We start from the raw sequence: 13,565 nt of genomic DNA on the forward strand, positions 1-13,565 counted from the left end.
AAAAGTAGGGGGGAGGATTCGCCTCCCTTGACACATTCAAAAGATCCCGGCCTCTGTGCCGGTTTTTTTTGCCTGGAGCAATGCTATGTCCAGCGGTAGCCGCGGTATTCGCAACCACAACCCCCGGAAACATCGAATTTCACCCGCGCAACCGCTGGCGTGGCCAGCTCGGGCTGGAGGAGGGCTAGCAAGGCCGCGGTTCGTTCGATTCGACACAGCGGAGAACGGAATCCGCGCACTGGCGAGGCTGCTGCTCAATTACCGCAGCAAACGGGGAATGCCTGGCGTGGGCGCTTCCGGCATCGACACCGTGCGGGAAACCATCAGCCGCTGGGCTCCCGCCGACGAGAACGACACTGAGGCTTACATCAACGCTGTGGCGCCCAGCGTGGGGGTGCTGCCGAATGTCGTAATCGACATCCTGTCACTCGTCAGGATGCGGCTATCTTCCACGTTCAGCGCGCCCGCCAGGCAGCGCTCAGTGTTGCCCGACACCTTATTTGGCGCGAGCACCTTGGGATAGCTCAGAGCAATGCTCACGTATTCGATCTACTTGGTGGGGCAGGGTGGTGTGAACTGGAGTTGCTCGATTCTGTGAAGGGTTTGGTTGAGCTGAGTGATACCGCCGTGCGCAAGCCCCGAGTGCTGCAGATATCTATGCTGATTTCGGCGATCACCCATGAGGCCGGCAAGCTCCAGGCGTTTGCGTGTGCCGTTCTTCGCCGTGAGCGAAGTGGTTGAGTCATGGGGGTTGAGGTGGCCCAAGCTCAAACCGGCTCAACAGCCTCTCCCGCCGAGGCCGCGGGTGCGCCCCCAAAGCTGTAAGGCGGTTTACCCGCCCGAGCTCGGGATAACCAGACTGAAGGTGATCAGCCCGTCTGCCTGCTGCACTTCGATACGGCCCTGATGGGCGGCGGCGATCGCCTGCGAGATGTACAGGCCGATGCCCAGGCTGCCGCGGTTGCGCGGGTTGCTGACGGGCTGGGCCTTGAAGGGCAGGAACAGGTTGGCGACTTGCTCGGGAGCAAGGGGGGCGGTCTGGTTGCTGATTGCCAGGCGGCTGGCCTGCGGCTCGGCGCGCAGCTTCAAGCGTACCGAGGTGCCCGGGGTGCCGTGGTGCAGGGCATTGCCGAGCAGGTTGGTGATGACCTGGGCGTAGCGGTCGGGGTCGATCAGGGCGTTGACCCCTGGCGCGATGTCGGCCTCGATGACCAGGCCGGGGAAGGCCAGGCAGGTCTCGTCGACAATGCTTTGCACCAGGCCTGACAGGTCGCTCTCGATCCGTTGCACGAGGATGCTCAGGCCTGACTGCAGCCGGCTCATCTCCAGCACCTGGCTGATCAGGCGCTCCATGCGCCCGCTGGAGTGGCTGATGCGACGGCGCAGCTCGGTGTCGCGCGTCTCGCTTGAGGACAGCATGGAGGCGGCCATGGAGATCGACTGCAGCGGGTTGCGCAGGTCATGGCCGAGCATGGCGATCAGGCGTTGGCGCATGCCATCGACTTCACCGGCGCGGGTCAGGCTCAGTTCGACCAGCTCGCCGCGCAGTTTCTCGGCGATCGTCAGGTCTGTACGGCCCCAGGCCGGGGAGCGGCCCTTGACCACTTCTTCCCAGGCTTCGAACGAGCCGCGCGGGGTCAGGCGCGGGCCCGACGGGCCTACCTTGAGGATCTTGTCCGGTTTGCCAGCCCAGCGCACATGGCTGATCTCTTCGCGACGGAACCAGAACACCCAACCGCCTTCCTGGCGGTGAAAGCGCACGGCGAGTACGCCGCAGTATTGTGTGTCCGGGCTGCTGGCATCGGTATGTGCCCACTGTTCGGTATGGTAGAGCTCCAGGTCAGGGTCGACCTCCAGGCGCTCCATGATGCTACGGGCGAGGTCGTCGAATTCGCCGTCCAGGCTCTGGATGCGCCCGGCCAGGGCCACTGCCGCGCCGTCGCACGGCAGCAGCGTGGTGATGTTCACGGCGCCTGCGGTCAGCGCTGCCAGCAGGTCTTCGCTGTCGCGGGCGGCGCGGCTGATGCTTTGCTGGGCCAGGCTGGCGTTGTGCAGGGTCAGGGTCGATTGGTTGTGTTCCAGGCGCTCGACCAGTGCGCTGCACAGCTGCGAAATAACCTGAAATGAAATTCTGAGCGGGTGCGCGATGGTCTTCGGTGACATGTGATGGCACGAAAACAGCCCCCACAGCTTGCCCTCGACCACGATGGAAACGCTCATCGAAGCCTTCACGCCCATGTTGGTCAGGTATTCGCAGTGGATGGGCGAGACGCTGCGCAGCACGCTGAAGCTCAGATCGAAGGGCTGCCCGTCCAGCGGGTTGAGCGCCGGCAACAGTCGCGACGCTTCGTAGGAAACGTCGGCGATAAGGCGAGTCGGATTGAGTATATATAGAAGGCGGGCCTGGGCTGGGATATCCGACGCCGGATAGCGCTGGCCCATGTAGGTTTCCAGGTCCGGGCGGCGTGCTTCGGCGATCACCTCGCCGGACAGGTCCGGGCGAAAGCGGTAGGCCATGACACGGTCGTAGCCGGTCAGGTGGCGAATTTCCTCGGTGACTCGCGCCAGCAGGCTATCGATGTCGTGGCGCCGCTGCATCTGGCTGATGATGCGTTGAGCATAGAGCGCCACCTGGCTGAACGAGGCGTTGGAGCTCTGCCGCGGTTCGAACTCAAGATAGAGCAGCGCCTGGTGCCGGTGGGCGACCACGTCGAACAGAGTACCGCCCTTGTGCAGCTGTGCACTGTCGACCCAGGTGCTGTCCGCAGCCAGGCCTTCATTGAGCATGTGCATCACACCGTCGCCGATGTCCTGGGCGCTCAGGCGGCTGCCCGGCTGGGCATCGAAACCCAGGTGTTCAGCGAAATTTGCGCTGCGGGTCAGCACTCGTCCGCTGGGATCCAGAGCCACCAGTGCGCCGTGAGGCTGGATGCCGCCGGGCTGGTGGATCGGCTCGTCTTCGCAATTGGCGAGGGTCACGGTCGGCACGACGAACGCTTCCGGTACTGAATGAGGAGATACTGCCATGACGGTCCTGCAGCTGAATTCGAATACGTGGCGTCAAGGTCTGCGGTTCGGCGCGCAGTGCCCGGGCGGTGATGCAATATACGACGCCTCTCACCATATCAGTGATTGGCGCGCAGGCTCAAAAGTTTATCGATCAAGCGCCGCCCAGAGGGCTGCGCGGAGCCTTTGTTTGCGGCCTTTTTCATGAGGGTTTTCCATAGGGTGACTTCTGGTGTTCGACCCACTAGAATGCTTGCCCTTGATCTGGGGTCGGAAATGGCCGGCTAACGTCTGTGCAACGAGGAAAATCCATGCAAGTTTCTGTTGAAAATACTTCCGCTCTCGAGCGCCGCATGACCATTGGCGTGCCTGCCGAGCGCATTGAGGCCGAAGTCAACAAGCGTCTGCAACAGACCGCCCGTAATGCAAAAATCCCTGGCTTCCGTCCAGGCAAGGTGCCGATGAGCGTCATTCGTCAGCGCTACGAGGCCGATGCACGCCAGGAAGCCCTGGGCAACGTCATCCAGGCTTCCTTCTATGAAGCTGTGGTCGAGCACAAGCTGAACCCGGCTGGCGCTCCTGCCGTCGAGCCGAAAGTGGTCGAAAAGGGCAAGGACCTGGAGTACATCGCGACCTTCGAAGTATTCCCTGAATTCGAAGTGGCCGGTTTCGAGTCCATCGCCGTCGAGCGTCTGAGCGCCGAGGTAGCGGACAGCGACCTGGACAACATGCTCGACATCCTGCGCAAGCAGAACGTGCGTTATGAGTCCGTCGAGCGCGCCGCGCAGAACGAAGACCAGGTCACCATCGACTTCGTCGGCAAGATCGACGGCGAAGCCTTCTCCGGTGGTTCGGCCACCGGCACCCAGCTGGTGCTGGGTTCGAACCGCATGATCCCGGGCTTCGAAGACGGTCTGGTCGGCGCCAAGGCCGGCGAAGAGCGCGTGCTGCAGCTGACTTTCCCGGAAGACTACCAGAACCTCGACCTGGCCAAGAAAGCCGCCGAGTTCACCGTCACCGTGACCGCTGTGGCTGAGCCCAAGCTGCCTGAGCTGAACGAGGCGTTCTTCGCCCAGTTCGGCATCAAGGAAACCGGCCTGGAAGGCTTCCGCACCGAAGTTCGCAAGAACATGGATCGCGAACTGCGCCAGGCGATCAAGACCAAGATCAAGAATCAGGTCATGGACGGTCTGGTTGCCAGCAATCCGGTCGAAGTGCCCAAGGCCCTGATCGACAACGAAGTCGACCGTCTGCGCGAGCAGGCTGTGCAGCAGTTCGGCGGCAACATCAAGCCTGACCAACTGCCGGCCGAGCTGTTCAGCGAGCAGGCCAAGCGTCGCGTGGTACTGGGCCTGATCGTCGCCGAAGTGGTCAAGCAGCACGACCTCAAGCCTGACGAAGCCCGCGTTCGCTCGATGATCCAGGAAATGGCCTCGGCCTACCAGGAGCCTGAGCAGGTCGTCTCGTGGTACTACAAGAACGACCAGCAGCTGAACGAAGTGCGTTCGGTTGTGCTGGAAGAACAAGTTGTGGATACTGTTCTGCAGAAAGCGAGCGTGACCGACAAAGCGGTCTCCTACGAAGAAGCGGTAAAGCCGGCTGAAGCTGCACCAGCCGAGTAATAGCGTTAAGCGTTGGAAAACACCCATAAGCCAGCCTTCGTGCTGGCTTATGTGTATTCAAGAAATGACTATTTGGGAGTGAGTGCAGGACATGTCCGGCAATTCTTATATTCAGCAGAGCTCTGACATCCAGGCCGCAGGCGGCCTGGTCCCGATGGTTATCGAGCAATCGGCTCGTGGCGAACGCGCCTATGACATCTACTCGCGACTGCTCAAGGAACGCGTCATTTTCCTGATCGGCCCCGTGGAAGACTACATGGCCAACCTGATCGCCGCGCAGTTGCTGTTCCTTGAAGCGGAAAATCCGGACAAGGACATCCATCTTTACATCAACTCACCGGGCGGTTCGGTGACCGCAGGGATGTCGATCTACGACACCATGCAGTTCATCAAGCCGGACGTTTCCACCATCTGCATCGGCCAGGCCTGCAGCATGGGCGCCTTCCTGCTTGCAGGTGGTGCCAAGGGCAAGCGTTACTGCCTGCCGAACTCGCGCATGATGATCCACCAGCCCCTGGGCGGTTTCCAGGGTCAGGCTTCGGACATCGAGATTCACGCCAAGGAAATCCTGCTGATTCGTTCGCGCCTGAACGAGCTGCTGGCTCACCATACCGGCCAGGACCTCGAGACCATCGAGCGCGACACCAACCGTGACAACTTCATGAGTGCCGCTCGCGCAGCCGAATACGGCCTCGTCGATTCGGTACTCGACAAGCGGCAAATGCCAGCCTGAACAGGTAGATAAGTCCGGCAACCCGCTTTAATGGTTGCCGGCGGGCTTGAAAAAGCCCGCAATAGCCTTCATCTTGTGTTTCAAGCCTATCGGATTTGGATCGATCGAATGACTGACACCCGCAACGGCGAGGACAACGGCAAACTGCTCTATTGCTCCTTCTGTGGCAAAAGCCAGCATGAAGTACGCAAATTGATTGCCGGCCCCTCGGTCTTTATCTGCGACGAATGCGTCGACCTGTGCAACGACATCATCCGCGAGGAGGTGCAGGAAGCGCAGGCCGAGAGCAGTGCCCATAAATTGCCTTCGCCCAAGGAAATCAGCGGCATCCTCGACCAGTACGTGATTGGTCAGGAGCGGGCGAAGAAGGTGCTCGCCGTAGCGGTCTACAACCACTACAAGCGGCTGAACCAGCGCGACAAGAAAAACGACGACGTGGAGCTCGGCAAGAGCAACATCCTGCTCATCGGGCCTACGGGTTCGGGCAAGACGTTGCTGGCCGAAACCCTCGCGCGTCTGCTCAACGTTCCTTTCACCATCGCCGATGCGACCACGCTCACCGAAGCCGGTTACGTGGGTGAAGACGTCGAGAACATTATTCAAAAACTGTTGCAGAAGTGTGATTACGACGTCGAGAAGGCCCAGATGGGTATTGTCTACATCGACGAAATCGACAAGATTTCCCGCAAGTCGGATAACCCTTCGATCACCCGCGACGTTTCGGGCGAAGGCGTGCAACAGGCCCTTTTGAAGCTCATCGAAGGCACCGTTGCTTCGGTACCGCCGCAGGGTGGCCGCAAGCACCCGCAGCAGGAGTTTCTCCAGGTCGACACGCGCAACATCCTGTTCATCTGCGGTGGGGCATTCTCGGGGCTCGAAAAAGTCATCCAGAATCGTTCGACCCAGGGCGGCATCGGCTTCAACGCCGAAGTGCGCAGCAAGCAGGAAGGCAAGAAGGTGGGCGAATCCCTGCGTGAAGTCGAACCTGACGATCTGGTCAAGTTCGGTCTGATCCCTGAATTCGTCGGCCGTCTGCCGGTGCTGGCGACCCTCGACGAGCTCGATGAAGCTGCGCTGATGCAGATTCTTACCGAGCCGAAGAACGCCTTGACCAAGCAATACGCCAAGCTGTTCGAGATGGAAGGGGTCGACCTCGAGTTCCGCGCCGACGCGCTGAAGTCGGTGGCGCGCCGCGCTCTGGAGCGCAAGACCGGGGCTCGTGGTCTGCGTTCGATTCTTGAAGGCGTACTGCTCGATACCATGTACGAGATCCCGTCGCAGACGGATGTCAGCAAGGTGGTCATTGACGAGAGCGTCATCGAAGGTACGTCCAAGCCGCTGTTGATCTACGAAAACAGCGAGCCGCCTGCCAAGGCGGCTCCGGACGCATAGCAGAAGCCGGCCTTTTCCAGGCGGCTTGTTTCACAAAAGGGGCCTACGGGCCCCTTTTGCGTTTCAACGTGTTACGAGAGAAGGGCAAGCGGCGCATCTTGTTTTTTATCGACTTGTATTTTTCCCGCGATGCCCCCACATTGAATTCAGGTTCACTTTTATCAGTTCACGGCCTTGAGCCGTTGTAGAGGCGAAATCATGAAGACAACCATCGAATTGCCTCTCCTGCCATTGCGTGATGTCGTGGTTTATCCGCACATGGTTATCCCGCTGTTCGTGGGGCGCGAGAAATCGATCGAAGCCCTCGAGGCAGCGATGACCGGCGAAAAGCAGATCCTCCTGCTCGCCCAGAAGAATCCGGCTGACGACGATCCAGGCGAAGATGCCCTGTACCGCGTCGGCACCATTGCCACCGTATTGCAATTGCTCAAGCTGCCCGACGGCACCGTCAAGGTGCTGGTCGAAGGCGAGCAGCGCGGCAGCGTCGAGCGCTTCATCGAAATCGATGGTCACGTACGCGCCGAAGTCCAGCTGATCGACGAAGTCGAGGCCCCGAGCCGCGAGTCCGAAGTGTTCGTGCGCAGCCTGTTGGCCCAGTTCGAGCAGTACGTGCAGCTGGGCAAGAAAGTCCCGGCCGAAGTGCTGTCCTCGCTCAACAGCATCGACGAGCCCGGCCGCCTGGTCGACACCATGGCCGCGCATATGGCCTTGAAGATCGAGCAGAAGCAGGAAATTCTCGAAATCATCGACCTGTCGGCCCGTGTCGAGCACGTGCTGGCGCTGCTGGATGCCGAAATCGACCTGCTGCAGGTCGAGAAGCGCATCCGCGGCCGGGTCAAGAAGCAGATGGAGCGCAGCCAGCGCGAGTACTACCTGAATGAGCAGATGAAGGCCATTCAGAAGGAACTCGGCGACAGCGACGAAGGCCACAACGAAGTCGAGGAGCTGAAAAAGCGCATCGAAGCGGCCGGGCTACCGAAAGACGCGCTGACCAAGGCCACCGCCGAGCTGAACAAGCTCAAGCAGATGTCGCCGATGTCCGCCGAAGCCACGGTGGTGCGGACCTATATCGACTGGTTGGTGCAAGTGCCGTGGAAGGCGCAGAGCAAGGTGCGTCTGGACCTGGCCAAGGCCGAGGAGATCCTCGACGCCGACCATTACGGTCTGGAAGAGGTCAAGGAGCGTATCCTCGAGTACCTCGCCGTGCAGAAGCGGGTGAAGAAGATTCGTGGCCCGGTGCTGTGCCTGGTCGGGCCGCCCGGTGTCGGCAAGACCTCGCTGGCCGAGTCGATCGCCAGCGCGACCAATCGCAAATTCGTGCGCATGGCGCTCGGCGGCGTACGCGACGAGGCCGAGATTCGAGGCCATCGGCGCACCTACATTGGTTCCATGCCCGGCCGCCTGATCCAGAAGATGACCAAAGTCGGCGTGCGCAACCCTCTGTTCCTGCTCGATGAAATCGACAAGATGGGCAGCGACATGCGCGGTGATCCCGCGTCGGCGCTGCTTGAAGTGCTCGACCCCGAGCAGAACCACAATTTCAACGACCACTATCTGGAAGTCGACTACGACCTCTCCGACGTGATGTTCCTCTGCACCTCGAACTCAATGAACATCCCGCCAGCGCTGCTGGACCGGATGGAAGTGATTCGCCTGCCGGGCTACACCGAAGACGAGAAGATCAACATCGCCACCAAGTACCTGACGCCCAAGCAGATCCAGGCCAACGGCCTGAAAAAGGGCGAGCTGGAAGTGGAAGTCGAGGCGATCCGTGACATCATCCGCTACTACACCCGCGAAGCCGGTGTACGCGGCCTCGAGCGGCAGATCGCCAAGGTCTGCCGCAAGGTAGTCAAGGAGCATTCGGCCGCGAAGAAATTCTCGGTCAAGGTCAATTCCGCCTCCCTGGAAGCCCTACTGGGCGTGCGCAAGTTCCGTTATGGCCTCGCCGAGCAGCAGGACCAGATCGGCCAGGTTACCGGCCTGGCCTGGACTCAGGTCGGTGGCGAGCTGCTGACCATCGAGTCGGCGGTGGTGCCGGGCAAGGGTCAGTTGATCAAGACCGGTTCGCTGGGCGACGTCATGGTCGAGTCCATCACGGCGGCACTGACGGTGGTGCGCAGCCGTGCCCGCAGCCTGGGCATCCCTGCGGACTTCCACGAGAAGCGCGATGTGCACATCCACATGCCTGAGGGGGCGACTCCCAAGGACGGCCCTAGCGCGGGCGTGGGCATGTGCACGGCGCTGGTCTCGGCCTTGACCCAGATCCCGGTACGCGCCGACGTGGCCATGACCGGGGAAATCACCCTGCGTGGCCAGGTGCTGGCGATTGGCGGTCTGAAGGAGAAGTTGCTGGCGGCCCACCGCGGTGGCATCAAGACGGTGATCATTCCGGAAGAGAACGTTCGCGACCTGAAGGAAATCCCCGACAACATCAAGGCCGACCTGCAGATCAAACCGGTTAAATGGATTGACGAAGTCCTCCAAATTGCGCTGCAATACGCGCCGGAGCCCTTGCCCGATGTGGCCCCGGAGATCGTGGCCAAGGACGAGAAGCGCGATTCTGATGCCAAAGAAAGAATCAGTACGCATTAATGCGCACGGTGTCGGGGGCTTTCTTGACAGCATTTTCAAGCCCTTGCTATAAAGCGGCACTTTATGTGTCAGCAGCCTCCGACATTTGTTTCAGAATGGCTCGTCACAGCTCAACATACTTAGAAACAACTCAATATAGATAAAGGGGACTTACGAGTGAACAAGTCGGAACTGATCGATGCAATCGCCGCATCTGCTGATATCCCGAAAGCTGTAGCTGGCCGCGCGCTGGACGCAGTGATCGAATCCGTCACTGGCGCTCTGAAAGGTGGTGACTCCGTAGTTCTGGTCGGTTTCGGCACTTTCTCCGTGACCGATCGCCCAGCCCGCGTTGGCCGTAACCCGCAAACCGGCAAGACGCTGGAAATCGCGGCGGCCAAGAAGCCTGGTTTCAAAGCTGGTAAAGCCCTGAAAGAAGCTGTCAACTAAGGCTCATCAGCGCCTTGCCGATCCGGTTCAGGCTCTGTCCAGAACCGGCAGCGCAGCGGTCGTCCGGTCGGTTACACTACCGATTCGTGCCGGGGTCGTGATACCAGGCCCCCAATCCGCTCCGCCAGTTACGAGAAGGCGCATCCCCGGATGCGCCTTTCTTCTATCCGGATTCCACCCACTCTCCGCGGTCGCTCATTCAGTTCGGCCGTCTTCGGGGGACGCATGCTGCAAAACATCAGGGACAATTCACAGGGCTGGATTGCCAAAACCATCATCGGCGTCATTGTGCTCTTGATGGCGCTGACCGGCTTCGACGCGATTTTCCGCGCCACCAGCCACAGCCAGGACGCTGCCAAGGTCAACGGCGACGAGGTTACCCAGACCGAACTCGGCCAGGCCGTGGAAATGCAACGCCGCCAGCTGGCACAGCAGCTGGGCAAGGATTTCGATCCCGCCCTGCTCGACGAGAAAATGCTGCGTGACTCGGCCCTCAAGGGGCTGATCGACCGCAAGCTTTTGCTGCAAGGCGCGCACGACTCCAAGTTCGCCTTCTCGGAAGCCGCCATCGACCAGCTGTTGCTGCAGACGCCTGAATTCCAGGTCGACGGCAAGTTCAACGCCGAGCGCTACGACCAGGTGCTGCGCCAGCTGGGCTACGGCCGCTTGCAGTTCCGCCAGATGATGGCTGACGAGATGTTGATCGGCCAGCTGCGTGCAGGCCTGGCCGCCAGCAGCTTCGTCACCGACGACCAGGTGCTGGCGTTTGCCCGCCTGGAAAAACAGACCCGTGATTTCGCGACGCTGACCTTCAAGGCCGACCCGTCCGCCGTGCAGATTTCGGATGCCGACATCAAGGCCCAGTACGACCAGCACGCCAAGGAGTTCATGAGCCCCGAGCAGGTGGTGCTGGACTACGTCGAGCTGAAGAAGTCATCTTTCTTCGACCAGGTCACGGTCAAGGATGAAGACCTGCAGGCGGCGTACAAGAAAGAAACCGCCAACCTGGTCGAGCAGCGTCGCGCTGCTCACATCCTCATCGAAGTCAACGCCAAGACCACCGACGCTCAGGCCAAGGCCAAGATCGAGGAAGTGCAGGCGCGTCTGGCCAAGGGTGAGGATTTCGCCAAGCTGGCCAAGGAGGTCTCCCAGGACCCAGGCTCCGCCAACAATGGTGGTGACCTCGGCTACGCGGGCCCAGGCGTCTATGACCCGGCGTTCGAGAAGGCCCTGTACTCGCTGAACAAGGATCAGGTCTCTGCGCCGGTGCGCAGCCAGTTCGGCTGGCACCTGATCAAGCTGCTGGGCGTCGAAGCCCCGCAGGCGCCGAGCTTCGCCAGCCTCAAGGAAAAACTGACCCACGACCTCAAGGACCAGCAGGTCGAGCAGCGCTACGTGGAAGCGGCCAAGAAGCTGGAAGACTCCTCCTTCGAGGCGTCGGACCTGGCGCAGCCAGCCCAGGAACTGGGTCTGAAAGTGCAGACTTCCAAGCCGTTCGGCAAGGAAGGCGGCAGCGAAGGCGTCACCGCCAACCGCGCCGTGGTCACCGCGGCGTTCAGTCAAGAAGTGCTGCAGGACGGCGCCAACAGCTCGGCCATCGAGCTGGACCCGGAAACCACCGTGGTGGTGCGGGTCAAGGAGCACCACATGCCTGAGCAGCTGCCGCTTGAAGCCGTGGCCCCGGCGATCCGTGCGCAACTGGCCAAGCAGCATGCCAGCGACGACATGAAGAGCAAGGGCGAGGCGTTGATCGCCGGCTTGCGCGACGGCAAGATCCCATTGGCGACGACCCAGAACGGTCAGGCCTGGAAGACCGTCGAAGCGGTCACTCGCAATCAGGAAGGCATCGATCCGGCCGAGCTGCAGGCGCTGTTCCGCATGGCCAAGCCGCAGGGCAAGGACAAGCCGGTCTACGGCAGCGTGACCTTGCGCGACGGCAGCTTCGTGGTGCTGCGCCTCAATGGCGTCAACGAAGCTGCCGCACCGTCCGACGAGGAGAAAGCCCAGTACCGCCGCTTCCTGTCCTCGCGCGTCGGCCAGCAGGACTTCGCGGCCTACCGCAAGATGCTGGAAGCCAAGGCGAAGATCGAGAAGTATTGATCCCTGCCCTGAAATGAAAAAACCGCCCCAAGGGGCGGTTTTTTTGTGCCCGGGCCAAGCCCGCGCTCCTTTCAGGCCTGCGAGACCTGCTCAGGCACCAGAAACGCTGCCTCGAGCAACTGCCGGGTGTAGGCATGCCGGGGCGCGGCAAAGATCTGTGCGGCATCGCCTTGCTCCACCACCTGGCCATGCTTGATCACCAGCAACTGATGGCTCAGGGCCTTGACCACCGCCAGGTCGTGGCTGATGAACAGGTAGGTCAGGTTGTACTTGCGCTGCAACGAGCGCAGCAGCTCCACCACCTGGCGTTGCACGGTGCGGTCCAGCGCCGAGGTCGGTTCGTCCAGCACGATCAGCGCCGGCTTGAGCACCAGGGCGCGGGCGATGGCGATGCGCTGGCGTTGCCCCCCGGAGAACTCGTGGGGGTAGCGGTGGCGGCTGTCGGGGTCCAGGCCCACCTCCTGCAAAGCGGCGATGATCGCCTGCTCCTGTTCGGCCGGGCTGCCGATGCCATGGATGCGCAAGCCCTCGCCGACGATCTGGCTGACGCTCATGCGCGGGCTGAGGCTGCCGAACGGATCCTGGAAGACCACCTGCATCTGCCGGCGCAGCGGGCGCACCTGTTCTTGCTTGAGGCAGTCCACGGCCTGCCCTTGGAAGCGAATCACGCCCTGGCTGGCGATCAGCCGCAAAATCGCCAGGCCCAGGGTGGACTTGCCCGAGCCGCTCTCGCCGACGATGCCCAGGGTCTGCCCCTGGCGCACGCTGAAGCTGATACCGTCGACCGCCTTGAGGTGATCCACCGGGCGGCGCAACAAGCCTTTCTTGATCGGGAACCAGACCTTCAGGTCCTCGACCTCCAGCATCGGCGCGCCGGCGTCGGTGGCGGCGGGGCGGCCGCTGGGTTCGGCGCCCAGGAGCATCTGCGTGTAGGGATGCTGCGGCGCGTTGAAAAGTGTGCGGCAGTCGGCCTGCTCGACGATCTGCCCGCCCTGCATCACGCACACTCGATGGGCGATGCGCTTGACCAGGTTGAGGTCATGGCTGATCAACAGCAGCGCCATGCCCAGGCGCGCCTGCAGCTCCTTGAGCAGTTCGAGGATCTTCAGCTGCACGGTGACGTCCAGCGCCGTGGTCGGCTCGTCGGCGATCAACAGCTCGGGCTCGTTGGCCAAAGCCATGGCGATCATCACCCGCTGGCGCTGGCCTCCTGAGAGCTCGTGGGGCAGGGCCTTGAGGCGACTGCGCGGGTCAGGTATCCCGACCAACTCAAGCAGCTCCAGGGTCCGTTCGGTGGCCGCCTGGCCGGTCAACCCTTTGTGCAGGGCGAGTATCTCGTTGATCTGCTTGCCGACGTTGTGCAGCGGGTTGAGCGACGTCATCGGCTCCTGGAAGATCATCGCGATGCGATTGCCGCGAATATGCTGCAACTGCCTTTCGCCAAGGCTCAGCAGGTTCTGGCCGTTGTAGCCGATGCTGCCGCTTGGATGGCGTGCCAGCGGGTAGGGCAGCAGGCGCAGGATGGAATGCGCGGTGACCGACTTGCCCGAGCCGCTTTCGCCGACCAGTGCCAGGGTTTCACCGCGGCGGATATCGAAACTGATGCCCTCGACCGCGCGTATGCAGTGCTCGCCGTTGACGAACTCCACGGCCAGGTCGCGGACCTCGATGAGAATGTCCTGGCTCAT

General features: G+C 61.6%; 9 protein-coding genes and 1 pseudogene. 8 read left to right on the forward strand and 2 right to left on the reverse strand.

Going from position 1 to position 13,565, the window contains the following annotated elements:
• Window positions 1-85: 85 nt before the first annotated feature.
• Both SFA35_RS08990 and SFA35_RS26680 read left to right on the forward strand, forming a co-directional pair.
• Window positions 86-421: pseudogene (locus SFA35_RS08990) on the forward strand (structural protein P5); the annotation flags it as partial.
• A gap of 23 nt (window positions 422-444) precedes the next feature.
• Window positions 445-741, forward strand: a complete 297-nt coding sequence (locus tag SFA35_RS26680; RefSeq protein WP_414058533.1) for a hypothetical protein — start codon at window positions 445-447, stop codon at window positions 739-741.
• Window positions 742-831: 90 nt separating this feature from the next.
• Here SFA35_RS26680 and SFA35_RS09000 read toward each other — a convergent pair whose 3' ends face one another.
• Window positions 832-3,027: a GAF domain-containing protein gene (locus SFA35_RS09000; protein ID WP_320577418.1), complete on the reverse strand. Its 2,196-nt coding sequence runs from the start codon at window positions 3,025-3,027 to the stop codon at window positions 832-834.
• A 290-nt stretch (window positions 3,028-3,317) separates the two neighbouring features.
• Here SFA35_RS09000 and tig point away from each other — a divergent pair, with 290 nt between their 5' ends.
• From tig to SFA35_RS09030, 6 genes are all read left to right on the forward strand, one after another.
• Window positions 3,318-4,628, forward strand: coding sequence for a trigger factor (tig, locus tag SFA35_RS09005; RefSeq protein ID WP_320577421.1), 1,311 nt, complete (start codon window positions 3,318-3,320; stop codon window positions 4,626-4,628).
• 91 nt (window positions 4,629-4,719) lie between these two features.
• Window positions 4,720-5,361, forward strand: coding sequence for an ATP-dependent Clp endopeptidase proteolytic subunit ClpP (gene clpP / locus SFA35_RS09010; protein ID WP_213875879.1), 642 nt, complete (start codon window positions 4,720-4,722; stop codon window positions 5,359-5,361).
• A 108-nt stretch (window positions 5,362-5,469) separates the two neighbouring features.
• On the forward strand, window positions 5,470-6,753 hold the full coding sequence (clpX, locus tag SFA35_RS09015; protein WP_213875877.1) for an ATP-dependent Clp protease ATP-binding subunit ClpX: 1,284 nt from the start codon (window positions 5,470-5,472) through the stop codon (window positions 6,751-6,753).
• A 198-nt stretch (window positions 6,754-6,951) separates the two neighbouring features.
• A complete protein-coding gene (gene lon, locus SFA35_RS09020) occupies window positions 6,952-9,348 on the forward strand; it encodes an endopeptidase La (RefSeq protein WP_320577426.1) in 2,397 nt (798 codons plus the stop codon).
• 156 nt (window positions 9,349-9,504) lie between these two features.
• Window positions 9,505-9,777, forward strand: coding sequence for an HU family DNA-binding protein (locus tag SFA35_RS09025; protein ID WP_320577429.1), 273 nt, complete (start codon window positions 9,505-9,507; stop codon window positions 9,775-9,777).
• A 225-nt stretch (window positions 9,778-10,002) separates the two neighbouring features.
• Entirely contained in the window at window positions 10,003-11,877 is a 1,875-nt protein-coding gene (locus SFA35_RS09030) for a SurA N-terminal domain-containing protein (RefSeq protein WP_320577430.1), read from the forward strand.
• Window positions 11,878-11,948: 71 nt separating this feature from the next.
• Here SFA35_RS09030 and SFA35_RS09035 read toward each other — a convergent pair whose 3' ends face one another.
• Window positions 11,949-13,565, reverse strand: a complete 1,617-nt coding sequence (locus SFA35_RS09035) for an ABC transporter ATP-binding protein (RefSeq protein WP_320577438.1) — start codon at window positions 13,563-13,565, stop codon at window positions 11,949-11,951.

This window comes from Pseudomonas sp. HR96, assembly GCF_034059295.1.
In the GTDB taxonomy this organism is placed as follows: Bacteria; Pseudomonadota; Gammaproteobacteria; order Pseudomonadales; family Pseudomonadaceae; genus Aquipseudomonas.